This is a genomic window from Thermogemmatispora carboxidivorans, assembly GCF_000702505.1.
Lineage (GTDB): Bacteria > Chloroflexota > Ktedonobacteria > Ktedonobacterales > Ktedonobacteraceae > Thermogemmatispora > Thermogemmatispora carboxidivorans.
Map to the genome: position 1 here is coordinate 4,129,582 of NZ_JNIM01000001.1, position 15,637 is coordinate 4,145,218.

Below are 15,637 nucleotides of genomic sequence, written 5' to 3' on the forward strand. Positions count from 1 at the left end.
GATCAGGCCCCAGCTTCATTGAGTGGCTCGGTGGGAATCCCCTCTTCCGTCGCTGCCGCCGACACACTCGCGCCGACTCCTCCACCCTCGGCAATGTCCAGAGCCATGCCCTCCAGCAATCCGGCGCCCAGAAGCAGACTGCCGGCAGCCGCCAGGGCCTCCTCGTTCAGGTCGGCGAGATGGGGCACAGGACCATACAACGGCACCGGACACCAGCGCCGCAAGGCGTCGGCATTGCTGCGCACCGACAGATCGCTCTCGTCAGGTGCTCCCGGATGGTTGAGCACAACGCCCAGGACGCGCGCCCGCCGGCTGGCCACAGTTACGGTGAGACAGGTGTGGTTGATCACACCCAGCACGTTGCGCGCAACAACCAACAGCGGCAGCCCCAGGGCAACAGCCAGATCAAGCATAGTCAGCTGCGCCGTCAGCGGCACTAAGAGACCACCCGCTCCCTCGACAAGGACAACGTCATGGGTCGCTAGGAGCTGCCGATAGCAGCGCACAACTTCCGCCAGTTCGATGGTGACGCCGGCCTCTTCCGCCGAGAGGGCCGGGGCCAGCGGCAGCGGCAAGGCATAAGGGACAACCAGCTCCAGCGGCGCCGTACAGCGCGCCACCTGACGTAGCCACTGCGCATCATGGGCCCCCTCACGTCCTTGCTCCGGGGGACAGTCGGTCTCTGCCGGCTTCATAACCCCAACGCGCAGCCCGCGCTGCACCAGGGCTGCAGCCAGGGCCGCTGTGACCACGGTCTTGCCCACACCTGTATCGGTGCCAGTAATAAAGCAGGCCCATTTCATGAGAGGACTTCCTCCGCAACTTTCTCTATCGCAGCATAGGTAATATCCAATAAACGCACCAGCTCGGGATGCGAAATCGCCAGCGGTGGCATGATCACCAAAACATCGCCAAGCGGGCGCAAGATCAGGCCACGCTTCCGCGCCTCCTTGATGACGCGCACGGCCACCCGCTGCTCAGGCGGGAATGGTCTCCTGGTCTTCTTGTCTTGCACTAACTCAATGCCCACCATGAAGCCGCTTTGACGAATGTCTCCGACAATCGGCAGGGCCTGGAACGAGCGTAGCCATTCTTCCATGAGGGCAATGCGCAGCTCCAGACGCTGAAGCGTCTCTTCTTGCTCAAAGACCTGCAGGTTGGCCAGGGCCGCCGCACAGGCCAGCGGGTTGCCGGTGTAGGTGTGGCCGTGATAGAAGGTGCGCCCGGGACCCAGAAAGGCCCGATAGATCTCTTCGGTAGCCAGGGTGGCCGCCAGCGGCAGATAGCCCCCGGTCAGCCCTTTACCGATGGCCATCAGGTCAGGCTCGATGCCTTCGTGCTCGCAGGCGAACATCTTGCCCGTGCGCCCGAAGCCCGTGGCCACTTCGTCGGCGATGAAGAGGACGCCATGACGTTTGGCGATCTCCCAGACGGCCCGCGTGTAGCCCTTGGGGTAGACATAGATGCCCGCCGCCGCCTGGACCAACGGCTCCATGATGACCGCCGCCAGCTCGTGCGCATGGGTACTGATGACTCGCTCGACCTCTTCAAGACAGGCCATCTGACAGGCCGGATAGCTTTTCTGCAAATGACAACGATAGCAGTAGGCGCTGCGAGCTTCGATATGTGGGAAGAGCAGCGATAGATAGGAACGGCGATACATGTCGATGCCGCCGACGCTCATGGCGCCCACAGTGTCGCCGTGATAGGCGCTGTGCAGGGCGAAGAATTTGGTGCGCTGCGGCTGCGGTGAAGGACACTGCTGCCAGTATTGGATGGCCATCTTGAGGGCGATCTCGACTGCTGCCGCTCCGGTGTCGGAGTAAAAGACGCGCTGCAGACGCCCCGGGGCAAGATCGACGAGCCGCTGCGCCAGCTCGATGCCAGGCGGGTGGGTCAGGCCGAGAAAGGTGGTGTGGGCGACGCGCTCTAGCTGCTCGCGAATGGCCTGATCAATGGTCGGGTGACGATGCCCGTGGATGTTGACCCACAGCGATGAGACGCCATCAAGGTAGGGATTGTTGTCGCTGTCGATGAGATAGCAGCCATCGGCACGCTCGATGACCAGCTGGGTTTCCGCTTCCCAGTCGCTTTGCTGGGTGAAGGGGTGCCAGAGTACGCTTTTGTCGAGATTCTGCCAGCGAATGCTCTCGCCGCGAGAGGCCATAGCTCAGCTCCTCCTTTCTCTTCCTCTGTAGCTCCTTTCCACCGTGCGCCAGGGCGCCAGCGAGACTTTTCCCTGTCCAAGCGCCGCCCGGCACTTCTGGGCCGTCGCTCCTCCCTCTATCAGAGAACACCTACTTTGGTCGCGCTGGCATCTGCACACTCCCTTTCACCCTCGTTGCTCAGAGCAGGCCCAGCTCGCGCCCGACGTCCGCGAAGGCTTCCAGGGCAAAATCAAGGTCGCTGCGCTCGTGTACGGCCATGACGCTGGCTCGGATGCGGGCCACGCCCGCAGGCACCGTCGGTGGGCGGATGGCCACGGCAAGGACACCACGCTCCTGCAGGCGCTCCGCCATCTTGAGGGCCAGCCCGGCATTGCCAACCAGCACGGGCACGATATGGGTGCTGGAGGTCAGGGTGTCAAAGCCAAGGGCCTGTAGCCCCCGACGCAGATAGGCAGCGTTGGCCTGGAGCCGCTCGACAAGTATGGGCTGCTCTTCAAGGACGGTGAGCGCAGCCAGGGAGGCAGCGATGACCGGCGGCGGCAGGGCGGTGGTGAAGATGAAGGGGCGCGCAACGTTGACCAGGTAGTCGGCGAGCAGGACAGGGCCAGTCACGAAGGCGCCAAAGCTGCCGAGGGCTTTGCTGAGGGTGCCGATGGCGATGATGCCCTCGTAGTCGCTCGCTACGGCGTCCAGCAGCCCGCGCCCGCCCGGCCCCAGACAGCCGGTGGCGTGGGCTTCGTCAACGAGCAAGAGGGCGCCATATCGACGGCAGAGGGCGATCAGTTCCCCCAGGGGAGCGATATCACCATCCATGCTGAAGACGGAGTCGGTGACAACGAGGATGTGCCGATACTGCCCGCTGCTTCGCGCTTCAGCCAGCAGGCGCGCGACGGCAGCGCTGTCGTTGTGCGGGTAGACGGTGCAGGTAGCACGGCTGAGGCGGCAGCCGTCGATGATGCTGGCATGGTTGAGGGCATCGCTGAGAATGAGGTCGCCAGGACCGACGAGGGCGGTGATGACGCCGACATTAGCAACGTAGCCGCTGTTGAAGAGGAGGGCGCTTTCGCTCCTTTTGAAGCGGGCAAGACGCCGCTCTAGTTCGGTGTGCAGGTCGCTGCTACCAGCGATGAGGCGCGAGGAGCCGGCGCCGCAACCGTAGCGCTCGCTGGCCTGCCTGGCGGCTGCTTTGAGGGCCGGATGGGTGGCCAGGCCAAGATAGTTGTTGGAGCTGAGATTGAGCAGGCGACGCCCGTCGCGCTCTAGCCAGGGTTCACTACTCCCCAGCTCCGGGCGCAGCCGCCGATAGAGCTGAGCCTCACGCAGGGCCTCCAGCCGCTCGCGCATGAAATCCAGGGGCCTGCCCTCTTGCATCATTCTACCTGTCCCCCTCGATCACCTGCTGTGTTGTCTCTGGCTCGCTCTGCCTCGTGGCCCCGGTTGCGCTCTGCTCCGGCAAGGCGCTGAGGCGACGCGATTGGTCCTATTGTAGCGGAGCTGGCCCCAGCCTGGCAAGGGTGCTTTTGGCAGCCGGGTCAGTTGAGGCTCTCGCGCCGCGGCTGATCGCGCAGGGTTCTCCCAAGGCGCCGCAGGAGGCTGCGCCCAAGGCGCAGTTCGAGCGGCAGGTCTCTCGTCTCTACTCTACGGCAAAAGCGCCTCAGTAAGCTTTCGACCAGGCCCAGGAGCCAGCGGATCTGGTGCATTTCCGGCTCGGTGAAATAGACCAGGTAGGCTGTCCGGCTGACCATCGTCTGCTGGCAGCGCCGCTGCAGCAGGGTGAGCACTTCCTCTATTTCTCGCATGCCGCACAGGGTAGCTTGCTCCTCTACGCTCAGCTCTCGGGCAATGGGTCCCTGGAGCCAGAGGACTTCTCGCTCATGGAGCCAGTGCTCCCAGCAGGCTTGTCCGTTGGGCGAGAGCATGGCAAAGAGCTGCTCCTGCAGTTCGGCCAGCAGGCGCCCGGCAAGGACCCATTCAACCAGGGTGGCCAGTGGAAACTGTGGCATGCCGGCCAGCAGCGAACGGCGGCGCGGGCGTCTCGGCTGGCGCCCTTGAGGAGAAGGACGACGCCGGCTCATGGTTTGCGCCCCCAGACGGCCAGCCCTCCGCTGCTGGTGCGCAGGCACTCCCATTCCTGGGGCAGGGCGGCAAGCGTCTCGGCCACCTGCTCGCGAGGGAGATGGTTGACGGCGGCAAGCTGCGGCTCCAAGGCTCGCAGGGCGCTCAGGACATCCTCGCGGAAGAGAGGGGCACCCCGCCGACGTCCATACAGGGGCATCTGGAAGCGTAGGGTGTGTGGCTGTAGGCCGCGCTCTTGCAGCCAGTGGGGCAGGTTCAGAGCGGCATCCAGGCGCAGACCACGCCGTTCCAGGAGGGCGCTGAACCAGGTGCGGACCTGTCGATGAAGCGGTCCTTCGTTGCAGGTGTCGCCAGTGGCTTCGATCAGTTCGAGCCAGCCGCCGGGCCGGGTGATGCGCAGCAGATCGTCGAGGATGCCAGGCCAGGCGGTGAGGGGAATGGCGGTAGCCAGAAAGCGCTGATGGACGTAGTCAAAGTGAGCTTCGGGGAAGGGCAGGCCAGCTAGCAGGTCGGCCTGAACCGGCTGGCAGTGCGAAGGGAGCGGCTGACGGCAAAGGGAGAGGTCTTTGTCAAGGGCCACCAGTCGGGCGTGAGGCCAGCGGCGAGCGGCTTCGCGCAGCCAGATGCCAGTACCGCTGCCGACGTCCAGGATGGCGGTCGCTTGTTCTACGGGCGCCAGGAAGTGGCTGCCCAGGAGCTGGCGCAGGGCGAAGTGTTGCAGGTCGAGGCGGGCCTGTTCGCGGCGCGAGCGCGGCAGGGCATAGGTCTCGGCGGGACCAGGGCCGGCGGCGCTGGAGCCTGTTACGGCGATGGCAGGGGAGCCGCTGGCTCCCAGCAGCTGGGTGAGCCAGGTCCAGATCATGCCCACCCCTCCTTTCGCTCGGAGAGCAGCCGACGCAGGATGGTAGCCCACGACACTCGCTCGCTACGGGGCAAGACAATCGGCTGCGGCTGGTTGAGACAGAGGCTGCGGCAGAGACAGCGCTCGCAGAGCGACTGTTTACGCGCTACGCTTGGGAGACAGGGCTGGGGCACGGTGGCCATGCTGAAGTTTCCTCCTCTCTACTTGTCAGTATCTTCCTCGAACGACTATACTGTCCATCGAGATAGTCAGATGCTTTTCTGACTTATATCATATCAGAAAGATTAGGGTGGAAACGGTACTACATGTTCCTTACGACGGCACACTATGTTACCTGTCAGAAGCGGAGGATGCCTTCGTTATGTTACCCAAGAATACTTTCGGCCACCTTATCCGCACCTACCGCCGCCTTCGCGGCTGGAGCCAGGCCGACCTGGCCCAACGCTGGGGCTACAGCCGTGAATACGTCTCCCAGATCGAACGCGGCCAACGCAAGCTCGACAGCCTCCAGCAGGTCCTGCGCCTCGCCGACCTCCTCGACATCCCTCAAGACCAGCTCGACGCCATCGGGCGCGGCATCCCTCGCCGCTCCCTCCCGATCCAGCGCCCCGAACAAGCCGATAGCGCCATCCTTCAGATGCTCCTCGCCCCCAGCCGCGACATGGTCCAGCTCTCTTACCTGCTCTGGATCGCCGATCAAGCCCCCTCCCTCGAAGATAAGCTCCATGACCTCGTCTCCCAACTCGACCAGGCCCTCATCTCTTATCACGGTGACCTCCTCCAACCCGCTCAGCAGCTCCTCGCCTACGCCCACCAGATGCTCGGACGCATGGCCGTCGACCGCCTCGACCTGGCCGCCGCCGCCGGCCACTTCTCCGAAGCCATCGCCCTCGGCGAGGAACTTCGTGACCCCGACCTGCTCACCATCGGCATGGTCTACCAGGGCAGCCTCTTACGCAAGCGGGGCCGCTTCGAAACGGCCATCCGCTGCTTCGAGGCCGCTCGCCAGCATCTGATTGGCGCCAGCCCGGCCACCCAGGGCATGTACTACGTCCATCTCTCCACGGTCTACGCGGACAGCGGCCAGGAAACCCCTTTCCTGCGTTGCATCGAGCAGGCCCTCGATCTGGTTTCCAGCCAGCAGGACAGCCTCGCCGGACTGGCCAACGATTTCAGCCTCGATGATGTTCTCTGGGCTAAGGCCGGCGGCTTCGCCGAACTCTGGAAGCCAGCCGAAGCCGTTAAGGTGTTTGAAGAAACCGATCGACTTCGGCCATTCAGGCCCTTGCGAGAACTCGGTGCATATACTATTAATAAAGGCAAAGCCTATCTGCGGCTTGGAGACCTTGAAGAGGGGCTTCACCTCGTCTTAAAAGGGCTAGAGCTGGCAACCGAATACCGCTCAGCCCGCCAAATTGGCTGGGTAGAACGGATTTACACGCAACTGAGAGCACTACCAATCGGGAAGGATAAACGTCTTGAGACTTTGAAAGACGCCTTGTCTGAGGCAAGAAGGAAGCTAGAATAATCAGCCCGAGAGCACAGCATGATCGTTCCAGGCCAGCCTGTTCCTGCCTGGCTCTTACCATAGCGCGCGACCCGTCGCCTGGCACCAGGCACAGCTTGCGTGCTCTCTTGTGCAGCATGGAGACGAATCATGAAGCAGGCCGAAGCCCTCGCACCCGAACGCTTTAGCCCCACAGTCGCCGGCCTTCCACTCTTCTACAACCGCGGCACTGTCTACGAGGAGTACGCGCGTAGCTGCGCCGACCTCGGGCAAGCTCAGCTCTCCTTCCACTACCTCGACCTCGCTCAGCACTCCCTGCCGGCTACCCGCTTCTGGGAGCTGATGCTACTCACCGCTCGCGTCATCGTCCTCGTCAAGGCCCACGAGTTCGACGCCGGCATCTCCCTCGCCCTCGATCTGCTCCCCGAACTCAAACAGAAGGGCCTCCAGCGCTCCCTCGACCAGCTCCAGCAGCAGACCGCACGCGCCAGCCGCTCCCTCGCCGACGCCCTGGCCGAGTCCGCTCCCGATTATTGACACAGAGAGGAGGCTGCACCATGTTACCTCAGCACACCTTCGGCCATCTTATCCGCACCTACCGCCGCCTTCGTGGCTGGAGCCAGGCCGACCTGGCCCAACGCTGGGGCTACAGCCGTGAATACGTCTCCCAGATCGAACGCGGCCAACGCAAGCTCGACAGCCTCCAGCAGGTCCTGCGCCTCGCCGACCTCCTCGACATCCCTCAAGACCAGCTCGACGCCATCGGGCGCGGCATCCCTCGCCGCTCCCTCCCGATCCAGCGCCCCGAACAAGCCGATAGCGCCATCCTTCAGATGCTCCTCGCCCCCAGCCGCGACATGGTCCAGCTCTCTTACCTGCTCTGGATCGCCGATCAAGCCCCCTCCCTCGAAGATAAGCTCCATGACCTCGTCTCCCAACTCGACCAGGCCCTCATCTCTTATCACGGTGACCTCCTCCAACCCGCTCAGCAGCTCCTCGCCTACGCCCACCAGATGCTCGGACGCATGGCCGTCGACCGCCTCGACCTGGCCGCCGCTGCCGGCCACTTCTCCGAAGCCATCGCCCTCGGCGAGGAACTTCGTGACCCCGACCTGCTCACCATCGGCATGGTCTACCAGGGCAGCCTCTTACGCAAGCGGGGCCGCTTCGAAACGGCCATCCGCTGCTTCGAGGCCGCTCGCCAGCATCTGATTGGCGCCAGCCCGGCCACCCAGGGCATGTACTACGTCCATCTCTCCACGGTCTACGCGGACAGCGGCCAGGAAACCCCTTTCCTGCGTTGCATCGAGCAGGCCCTCGATCTGGTTTCCAGTCAGCAGGACAGCCTCGCCGGACTGGCCAACGATTTCAGCCTCGATGATGTTCTCTGGGCTAAGGCCGGCGGCTTCTCAGAGTTGTGGAAACCTGCCGAGGCTCTCAAGGTCTACGAGCAGACAGACAAATTGCGCCCTTTCAGGCCGCTGCGAGAGCAGGGAGCGTACTTGATTGATAAGGGAGAGGCTTACCTACGCCTGGGAGAGCTAGATGAGGGAATCTCTCTGTCCTTGAAAGGGATAGAACTAGCCACCTCCTATCAATCAAGACGTCAGCTAGGCTGGGTCGAAAAAACCTATCAGCGTTTGCGCGTTCTCCCCATCGGGAAGGATAAACGTCTTGAGACTTTGAAAGACGCCTTGTCTGAGGCAAGAAGGAAGCTAGAATAATCAGGCGGAGTGAGCCTATAGGTTGGCATGATCGTTTCAGGCCAGCCCGTTCCTGCCTGGCTCTTACCATAGCGCGCGACCCGTCGCCTGGCACCAGGCACAGCTTGCGTGCTCTCTTGTGCAGCATGGAGACGAATCATGCAGCACGCCATCATTGTTATGCCCCAGTCTCTCAGCTACCCTCCCCCGACCACCCAGGGCTGTGCGCTTCATCTCCCCACTCCATTACCTCTGTCCTGATCACTTTTGCCTCTCGCTTGCTTATGCTATGCTCATCCATATCGATCGTCCGCTCTTGACTCTGACTCTACCCAATAAAGGATGAGACCACAATGAACCTTGCCGCACGGAAGGCCTTCGGCCCACTCAGCCAGCAGCTTCGCTCACGCGCGTCGCTCGACCTGGCCATAGCCTGGCTCCCTGCCAGCTGTTTGTTCTTACTCGCCTTGCTGCTCTATCTGCATGCACTGGGATCGCCCAGCCTCTGGTTTGACGAAGCCTTCTCTGTTGAGCTGGCGCGCCAGCCACTGCCGCGGCTCTGGCAAGCCATCTGGGGACCCGAGCCGAATATGGAGCTGTATTATCTCCTGCTGCATTTCTGGCTGCAACTCACCGGCACTCTCGGACTGGCCCCTACCGAATTCATCGTCCGCCTCCCCTCAGCTATCTGCGCCGCCCTCAGCGTCGTTGTCGTCTACCTCTTCGGCAAACGCTACCTCAGTGTGAGCGGCGGCCTCTGCGCGGCCCTGCTCTACCTGCTCAACTACTCGACGCTTATTTACGCCCAGCAGACCCGCGCCTACGCCCTGCAGCTGCTGCTGCTCACCCTCTCCTGGTACGCCCTGGCTGCCTGCCACACCGCCAGCCGTCGCCTGGCCGGCTGGTGGACCCTCTACGTAGTCACCACCACTCTGGCCCTCTACGCCCAGCTCTTCAGCCTGGTCATCTTCTTCATCCAGCTTGTGACCATTGCTGGCCTCTGGCTGCTACCTACAGCCTGGCGCGAGGGCGCCCGCCAGCGCTGGAAGCTTATCGCCAGCGCTCCCGTCGCTATTGGCCTGCTCGCCCTCCCGCTGATCCCCGTCGCCAGACAAACTGGTAAGACCGAGTGGCTGGCACAGCCGCACATCCACGACCTGCTCAACCTGCTGGCCGTCATGCTCGGCGGCGACCATCCGCTCGTGACCCTGCTCGTCCTGAGCTGCCTGCCAGCCTTGATACTGATCCCCCTGGCCTTCAGCCTGCAACAGCTCCAGAGGCGGCGTCAGCCCCAACCGGCAGGCGCCTCCGAGAGCACCACCGAAAGCGGTACCCTCACCGACCAGCGCTGGTACCACTCTGTCAGCCATCTCCCACTGCTCTGGCTCATCGGCTGCTGGTTCATCCTGACCATCCTGCTCAGCTTCGGCCTCTCACTCGGACCGGCCCGCCTCTTCTCCTCCCGCTACCTGGTGGTCACCATGCCCGCCTTCGCCCTCCTCAGCGCCCTGGGCCTCTCCCTCGTGCGCCCGCGCCTCCTCCAGGGAGCGCTCGCTCTCCTCCTCGTCGCCCTCTCCTTCGTCAACGCCCTCAACTACTACCCACACGCCCAGCTCGAAGACTGGCGCAGCGCCGCCATGTGGCTCCAGCACCACTACCAGCCCAACGACGGCCTCGTCTGCTACAACACCATCCAGGGCTGTCAGGTCTCCTTCGAATACTACTTCTACGCCTACCCCATCAGCCAGGCCCACTTCACTAACGACGCCCCCGGTAACCTGCTCTCCTGGCAGACCGACAACGGCTACGCCGCCCCTGGACGCACACCCGACGCCGCCCTCGACATCAACGCCGTCGCCGCCTACGCCCGCCAACACCCCCGTCTCTTCTACATCGTCGGGCGTGTCCCCGATAGCCAGGCCGCCCAGCAAGTCAGCGCCGTCGAAACCTGGCTGGACCACCACTACCACTTGTTGGCCTCCATGAGCAGCGCCGGCAGCATCAGCGTGCACCTCTACGCCGTCACACCAGAACCATCCTCAGAAGGCTCCCCGGCCAGTGCCAGCAGCCGGCTCGCGCTGGCCCCTACGGCTCCGCCAATGGCAACCTGATCGCAAACGTGCTGCCCTGGCCCGGCGTGCTCTCAACGCAGACACTGCCCCCATGCGCCTGCACAATACTGCGCACAATGGCCAACCCCAGCCCACTCCCACCGCGGTCACGACTGCGCGCCCGATCGGCTCGATAGAAGCGCTCGAAGACATAGGGCAGGTCTTCGGGCGCAATGCCGATCCCCGTATCGCTTACCCGTAGCTGGGCCTGCCTCCCCTCGATCGAGAGCGCCAGCGAGACCGTCCCTCGCGCAGGAGTATACTTGAGCGCGTTATCCACTAGAGCGATTAGGGCCTGCTTGAGAGCGTCAGCCTCGCCATAGACCTGCACCGGCTCCGTCTGCAGCAGCACCAGCCGTGGCCCGCAATCGTCTTCGTCGAAAGCTCCCTGGCCCTCGGGTCGCTCGGGCCGGCTCAGCCGCCGGTATTGGTGGAAGACCTCCAGCAGCAGATCGTCAAGCGGCACGCGCGACAAGGAACGTTGCGCTGACTGCCTCTCTGTTCGCCCGCCACCGGCACGCAGCCGCTGCAGCTCATCGCTGCGCGCCAGTAACAGCAGGTCCTGAATCAGGCGCCCCATGCGCTGGGCCTCCGCGCGGGCATCTTCCAGCGCCGCCTGTACCTCGCTCGCCGGCAGATCAGGCGCGCGCGCCAGCAGATCAAGATTGCAACGAATGGAGGTCACAGGGGCCCGCAGCTCATGCGAAGCATCGGCGATAAAGCGCTGCTGAGCACGATACGCCTCTTCCAAGGCGGCCAACATACTATTCAGCGTACGGGCTAACTCCCCTAGCTCCTTACTTCCTCCCAACTCACCACTATCCAGAGTCAGCCGCCGGCTAAAATCACGCGCATCCTTAATCTGCCGGGCCGTGCGCGTGATGCGCTGCACGGCCTGCAGCGGTCCCCGCGTCAGAAACCAGCCTCCCAACATAGCCAGCAGCAGCGTCAGCGCAGCCCCCCCAAGCAGCGCCGCCCGCAACCAGGCCAGCCACAGCTCGATATCCTGCTCCGAGCGCGCTACCTGGATCACATGATAGACCCCCTGGCAACCAGGACCGCTGAGCAGGGTATAGACGCGCACATGACGGCCAGCATAGGAAAGGGTGGTGAAGAAGCCCACCTCCGCCGCAGCCACGGACTCGGTGCGGCTGCTCTGGAGAGCCTGCCGAAAGGCGGCAGCATCCCAGGGCACCGGCTGGGGAAGAGGTGTCATGCTGCCCGGATCGAGATAGACTAGCGACTGCTGCGGGTTGGCATTCGCGGTAGCCGCCTCGCCAGACCCCGAGGTCGTGGCCAGCAGCCTTCCTGTCGCGCTCAGCACCTCGATCGAGACCCCCGACCCCAGCGTGTCAACGCCATTGAGGAGCACAGGCAGCCCCCGCGGCAAGGACTCTTGCGCGGCAGCGCTACACTCACTAACCCAGAGGATCTTTCCAAAGCGCACGCTCGCAGCACGGCTGCGTAGCAGATCATCCAGCCCCTGATAGGCCGTGCCCTCAGCCTGTCGGTAGACAGGCCACCCGAAAGCCCCCAGCGCCAGCGCCAGCAGCAGCGTATAGACCAGCGTCAGGCGCACTTGCAGCGGGAGCGCCCTCATAGCCCTCGGCGCCATCGCGACCATTGCAACCATTGCAACCATCGCTCTCCTTCGGCTCCCCTTACTCGGAAAGTCGCAAGACATAGCCAGCGCCACGCACCGTCTGAATCAGCCGCTTCTCTCCCTGCTGCTCCAGCTTATTGCGCAGGCGCCCAACATAGACTTCGAGAATATTCGGACTCCCCTCGAAATCATATCCCCAGATCTGTTCCATCAAGAAAGCACGGGTCAATACCACCCGCGGATTGCGCAGGAAGAGCAGCAGCAGCTCATACTCCGTCGTGCTCAGCTCAATCAGGCGCTCGCCGCGCCGGGCCTGGCGCGTGGCCGTGTCCAGCTCCAGATCGGCAAAACATAGCATCTCACGGCCAAGGGTGGACGGAGCTGCACGTCTCAGCAGCGCTTTGACGCGCGCTAACAGCTCTTCAAGCGCAAAGGGTTTGACAAGATAGTCATCCGCGCCCAACTCTAGCCCCTGGACACGATCCTTGACCGCATCGCGCGCCGTGAGCATTAAAATGGCAACACGCTCCCTGGCCTCGCGCAGGGAGCGACAGACCTGCAAACCATCGAGACCGGGAAGCATGAGATCAAGAATGACCAGATCGGGCGCAGTCGCCCGCACCGCCGCCAGCGCACTCTGTCCATCAAAGGCCGTCGAGACCTGAAAGCCCTCATAGATCAGAGTACGGCGCAGAGTATTGACCAGGCGGCTATCGTCATCAACAATCAGAATGTGCGCCTTCATCCTACCTATCGGGACCGGATGCCCCCAGCTTCAATCATGGGCAGCAGCGGGGCAGGACAGCGCAGACCCTCAGCTCAGCCGAAGATCGCACGCCGTCCCCCCGCCACAGCCAGCCTGGCTCAGATCACTCGTCAATCCACTCATCAATCAAGACGACCAATCGCCCAGGGAGTCCTGGCCGGTACGCTCAGCGGAGCCTGCGCCTCGCCGCTGCTGAGGTCGATAGGGATAATCCCCTCAGCAGGACTGACAGCATAGAGCAGTCTGCCCGTCCCATCAATGGTCAGTCCGGTGAAACTTTCCTGGGGCACATACTCGCTTTGCAGGCCCGGCAGCTGAGGATCAAACACCCAGATGCCTTTCAGACCAACCACGTAGAGCCAGCGCTGATCAGGCGAGAGCACCGCCCCACTGGCCAGCTGGCGCCCCATGACTTCAGGGTCCGCCTGCTGCGTGCGCCCAGGGCTGAACCGATCGCTCGTCGGCCCAGGCACCCCGGTCACGCTCTTCGGATCATAAGCGAGCCTGACATCAACGACAGCCATCACCCCCAGGGCCGCATTGACTGCGTACAGGGTCTGCTCATCCTGCGAAAGGGCCAGCGTATAGAAGTGGAGCAAGGCCCTGGCCTGGGCACCTGTCCCGGTCGGCAGATCGACACAGCGCGCCAACAGCGGGTCGTCAAGCCGATCAGTCAAGGGCAGAATGTGAATGAAGGCTTTATTCTGCTCGGGATTGATATAGATGGTAAAGGCAGCCTTTCCGTTGGGCGCCAGTTGGCGGGTGAGAGCAACCCCCTGCATCTTCTCATCAGGCTCGTTCTTGTCGACGATCACCTGGGGCAGCAAGCGCTCACCCACCACATCGTATGCTCGCACATTATAGTGATAGGCGGCGCGATCAAGATATTCGAGCAGGTAAAGGATGCGCCCCTGGGGCGAGATGCCATCAAGATCGAAATCACCACTCAGGCTAATGGTGGTTGCCAACTTGCCCGCCGCCATATCGATCAGCGCGAGGCGGCTGATCTGAGCTGGCGTACTGAGGTCACGCAACACAAGCCAGCGGCCATCACCAGAGAGCAAGGATTTGCCGGCGCCGAGGTCCGCCGTGGAGTAGCTGCCGGCAATAGTCAGCGAGCGCAGCGTCTCCCCCGAGCGCATATCAACCACCGTGATCCTCGTCTGTCCTCCTCCTGCCAGCGCCCGATAGAGGCGGCGATGATCTTGCGACATCAACCCAATGGGCAAGGTCAAAACCTTCCCAGAAGACTTACCCGCCGCCTCAAACACAAGCAGACGCTGACTGCTTTGACTGGAAGGTGAACCATCCACAACATACAGCACATTGTTGCCAAGGATACTCTGCTTCTCTCCGCCTCCGCGCGACGGTGCTGGCTGGCCGCCACAGGCCCCCAACGCCAGGAGCAGAGCAACCATCACCAGTAAAGATCGCTGCAAAGGCCGCGCTCTGTCCCTCATCTTTATGCTGTTCATCGGCTCCCCCTCTCTGCTCTTTCGCAGGTGTCAGGGCATGAGTGAACACTACGGAGACTCCGCTCAAGCCTCATTGACTGTTCGCTATAGAAGGTATACTTGAAAGACCTGAATTGGAGCTAAATAGAAAGAGGCATCCCGAGGACCTGCACAGGCCATCGTTCTGCAACGGCAGCAGAGCCAGGTATGCCATCCAAGAAGCAACCAAAAAGAGGGTGCCCCACCACCTGCCGCTGAAGGTGGTAGGGCACCCAGCATGATCTTGCCCGCTCCGGCGCAGACCAGGCCCTGCCGCTCGCCGTCAACGAGTCATGAGTCAGGCGATTAGCGCGTTCCGGCAGGACGGTCCTGCACATCGCGGCGCGTGACGCTCAAGTAAGCCACAAACAGAACCAACAAGATTAGCAAGGCCAGCGAGACCTTGTCATCGCCTAAACCCAGGCCGCCCAGATACGGCTTGCCCAGCCAGTCCGCAATCGAGGCCCCCAGGGGCCTGGTCACAATATAGGCCCACCAGAAGGCCGCGATCGCATTGAAGCGGAGTAACCAGTACCCCAGCGCCGGCAGCGCAAAGAGGACCGCGAAGAGCAGAATCGAGGGGAAGTAGCCGAGATTCAGAGTAGCCGCCGTCAGATCGCCTGCCGCCGTTCCCAGGGCAAAGGTGGCAATCACCGCCGCCCAGTAGAACAGCTCACGGCGCCCACGATAGACACTATGAATCGAGAGCGTGTGCTCACACCAATACCAGACCACAAAGACCACCGCCAGGGCCGTCGAGAAAAAAACCGTCGAGACTACATACGAGACACCCAGCACCACATGCAAGACATCGGCGGCCATCGTTCCAAAGACCGCCACCATCAAGGCCGCCAACCAGTAGACCCAGGCGATATAGCGCCGCAGGCAGAGCTGCAAGATCAAGGCCGCCACCAGCCCAAAGCAGCCTAAGCCCACCGCCACATAGGGATTGATCTGGTAGACCAGAAAATCCGAGGTCGATTCACCCAAGGCCGTCGTCAGGAGCTTGATCACCCAGAAATAGACCGTGATCTCCGGTACCTTGACGAACAGCGGCTGCCATTGCTGAGGCGAGAGCGCAGGAGGAGAAGAAGACGGCTCCTGCCTGGCAGGATGGACCCCCAACGGCGAAGAACGCATGTCAGACATGGTAGCCTCCTTTCGGCTCGCACCTCGACAGCGCCCGTCGCCCCCGATCCCCGGACTGGCAACAAGCACCAACGTTCCTGACAAAAGCCCGAACAGCCTCACTCAGCCCCCCTCTCCTTACTGGATGAGCGGGAGTCACAGGAAGAGGAGTATGCATAGCGTTAATCTGTCCCTCCGTGCAGTATGCCATCAATATCGC

General features: G+C 62.7%; 14 protein-coding genes. 4 read left to right on the forward strand and 10 right to left on the reverse strand.

What is annotated here, in order from left to right; all coding sequences use genetic code 11:
• Positions 1 to 2: 2 nt before the first annotated feature.
• From bioD to N688_RS16280, 6 genes are all read right to left on the reverse strand, one after another.
• Complete coding sequence (gene bioD / locus N688_RS16255; RefSeq protein ID WP_052890264.1) at positions 3 to 803, reverse strand: dethiobiotin synthase; 801 nt, start codon at positions 801 to 803, stop codon at positions 3 to 5.
• Positions 800 to 2,167 carry an adenosylmethionine--8-amino-7-oxononanoate transaminase gene (bioA, locus tag N688_RS16260; protein WP_052890265.1) on the reverse strand — a complete coding sequence of 456 codons (1,368 nt, stop codon included), beginning with the start codon at positions 2,165 to 2,167 and terminating at the stop codon, positions 800 to 802. The genes bioD and bioA overlap by 4 nt, the downstream gene beginning before the upstream one ends.
• Before the next feature lie 178 nt (positions 2,168 to 2,345).
• Complete coding sequence (gene bioF, locus N688_RS16265; RefSeq protein WP_202901941.1) at positions 2,346 to 3,542, reverse strand: 8-amino-7-oxononanoate synthase; 1,197 nt, start codon at positions 3,540 to 3,542, stop codon at positions 2,346 to 2,348.
• Between the two features lie 158 nt (positions 3,543 to 3,700).
• Positions 3,701 to 4,243 carry a hypothetical protein gene (locus N688_RS16270; protein WP_052890266.1) on the reverse strand — a complete coding sequence of 181 codons (543 nt, stop codon included), beginning with the start codon at positions 4,241 to 4,243 and terminating at the stop codon, positions 3,701 to 3,703.
• Complete coding sequence (locus N688_RS16275; protein ID WP_052890267.1) at positions 4,240 to 5,106, reverse strand: class I SAM-dependent methyltransferase; 867 nt, start codon at positions 5,104 to 5,106, stop codon at positions 4,240 to 4,242. The genes N688_RS16270 and N688_RS16275 overlap by 4 nt, the downstream gene beginning before the upstream one ends.
• Positions 5,103 to 5,288, reverse strand: a complete 186-nt coding sequence (locus tag N688_RS16280) for a hypothetical protein (protein ID WP_052890268.1) — start codon at positions 5,286 to 5,288, stop codon at positions 5,103 to 5,105. Before N688_RS16280 ends, N688_RS16275 begins: the two co-directional genes overlap by 4 nt.
• Before the next feature lie 179 nt (positions 5,289 to 5,467).
• Here N688_RS16280 and N688_RS16285 point away from each other — a divergent pair, with 179 nt between their 5' ends.
• The 4 genes from N688_RS16285 (at position 5,468) to N688_RS16300 (ending at position 10,427) form a co-directional block, all read left to right on the forward strand.
• A complete protein-coding gene (locus N688_RS16285) occupies positions 5,468 to 6,634 on the forward strand; it encodes a helix-turn-helix domain-containing protein (RefSeq protein WP_052890269.1) in 1,167 nt (388 codons plus the stop codon).
• Positions 6,635 to 6,763: 129 nt separating this feature from the next.
• Positions 6,764 to 7,150, forward strand: a complete 387-nt coding sequence (locus N688_RS16290) for a hypothetical protein (protein ID WP_052890270.1) — start codon at positions 6,764 to 6,766, stop codon at positions 7,148 to 7,150.
• Positions 7,151 to 7,170: 20 nt separating this feature from the next.
• Entirely contained in the window at positions 7,171 to 8,337 is a 1,167-nt protein-coding gene (locus N688_RS16295; RefSeq protein WP_052890271.1) for a helix-turn-helix domain-containing protein, read from the forward strand.
• 332 nt (positions 8,338 to 8,669) lie between these two features.
• The gene (locus N688_RS16300; protein ID WP_052890272.1) at positions 8,670 to 10,427 is read left to right on the forward strand and encodes a glycosyltransferase family 39 protein; all 1,758 of its coding nucleotides are present in this window, start codon (positions 8,670 to 8,672) and stop codon (positions 10,425 to 10,427) included.
• Here N688_RS16300 and N688_RS16305 read toward each other — a convergent pair.
• The 4 genes from N688_RS16305 to N688_RS16320 all read right to left on the reverse strand — a co-directional run bounded on the left by N688_RS16305 (position 10,402) and on the right by N688_RS16320 (position 15,438).
• On the reverse strand, positions 10,402 to 12,069 hold the full coding sequence (locus N688_RS16305; protein ID WP_162179579.1) for a sensor histidine kinase: 1,668 nt from the start codon (positions 12,067 to 12,069) through the stop codon (positions 10,402 to 10,404). The two genes, N688_RS16300 and N688_RS16305, sit on opposite strands and share 26 nt — an antisense overlap.
• A 19-nt stretch (positions 12,070 to 12,088) precedes the next feature.
• Positions 12,089 to 12,775, reverse strand: coding sequence for a response regulator transcription factor (locus N688_RS16310; protein ID WP_052890274.1), 687 nt, complete (start codon positions 12,773 to 12,775; stop codon positions 12,089 to 12,091).
• Positions 12,776 to 12,918: 143 nt separating this feature from the next.
• A complete protein-coding gene (locus tag N688_RS16315; RefSeq protein ID WP_156025471.1) occupies positions 12,919 to 14,235 on the reverse strand; it encodes a hypothetical protein in 1,317 nt (438 codons plus the stop codon).
• Positions 14,236 to 14,595: 360 nt separating this feature from the next.
• Positions 14,596 to 15,438, reverse strand: coding sequence for a COG4705 family protein (locus N688_RS16320; protein ID WP_202901942.1), 843 nt, complete (start codon positions 15,436 to 15,438; stop codon positions 14,596 to 14,598).
• Positions 15,439 to 15,637: the final 199 nt, after the last annotated feature.

What these genes read in the sequence shown, in the direction of transcription:
- N688_RS16270 (WP_052890266.1), bottom strand. Translation starts at nt 4,243, where the DNA reads ATGAGCCGGCGTCGTCCTTCTCCTCAAGGGCGCCAGCCGAGACGCCCG.
- N688_RS16300 (WP_052890272.1), top strand. Translation starts at nt 8,670, where the DNA reads ATGAACCTTGCCGCACGGAAGGCCTTCGGCCCACTCAGCCAGCAGCTT.
- N688_RS16290 (WP_052890270.1), top strand. Translation starts at nt 6,764, where the DNA reads ATGAAGCAGGCCGAAGCCCTCGCACCCGAACGCTTTAGCCCCACAGTC.
- N688_RS16295 (WP_052890271.1), top strand. Translation starts at nt 7,171, where the DNA reads ATGTTACCTCAGCACACCTTCGGCCATCTTATCCGCACCTACCGCCGC.
- N688_RS16280 (WP_052890268.1), bottom strand. Translation starts at nt 5,288, where the DNA reads ATGGCCACCGTGCCCCAGCCCTGTCTCCCAAGCGTAGCGCGTAAACAG.
- bioF (WP_202901941.1), bottom strand. Translation starts at nt 3,542, where the DNA reads ATGATGCAAGAGGGCAGGCCCCTGGATTTCATGCGCGAGCGGCTGGAG.
- N688_RS16275 (WP_052890267.1), bottom strand. Translation starts at nt 5,106, where the DNA reads ATGATCTGGACCTGGCTCACCCAGCTGCTGGGAGCCAGCGGCTCCCCT.
- bioA (WP_052890265.1), bottom strand. Translation starts at nt 2,167, where the DNA reads ATGGCCTCTCGCGGCGAGAGCATTCGCTGGCAGAATCTCGACAAAAGC.
- bioD (WP_052890264.1), bottom strand. Translation starts at nt 803, where the DNA reads ATGAAATGGGCCTGCTTTATTACTGGCACCGATACAGGTGTGGGCAAG.
- N688_RS16285 (WP_052890269.1), top strand. Translation starts at nt 5,468, where the DNA reads ATGTTACCCAAGAATACTTTCGGCCACCTTATCCGCACCTACCGCCGC.
- N688_RS16305 (WP_162179579.1), bottom strand. Translation starts at nt 12,069, where the DNA reads ATGGTTGCAATGGTTGCAATGGTCGCGATGGCGCCGAGGGCTATGAGG.
- N688_RS16320 (WP_202901942.1), bottom strand. Translation starts at nt 15,438, where the DNA reads ATGTCTGACATGCGTTCTTCGCCGTTGGGGGTCCATCCTGCCAGGCAG.
- N688_RS16310 (WP_052890274.1), bottom strand. Translation starts at nt 12,775, where the DNA reads ATGAAGGCGCACATTCTGATTGTTGATGACGATAGCCGCCTGGTCAAT.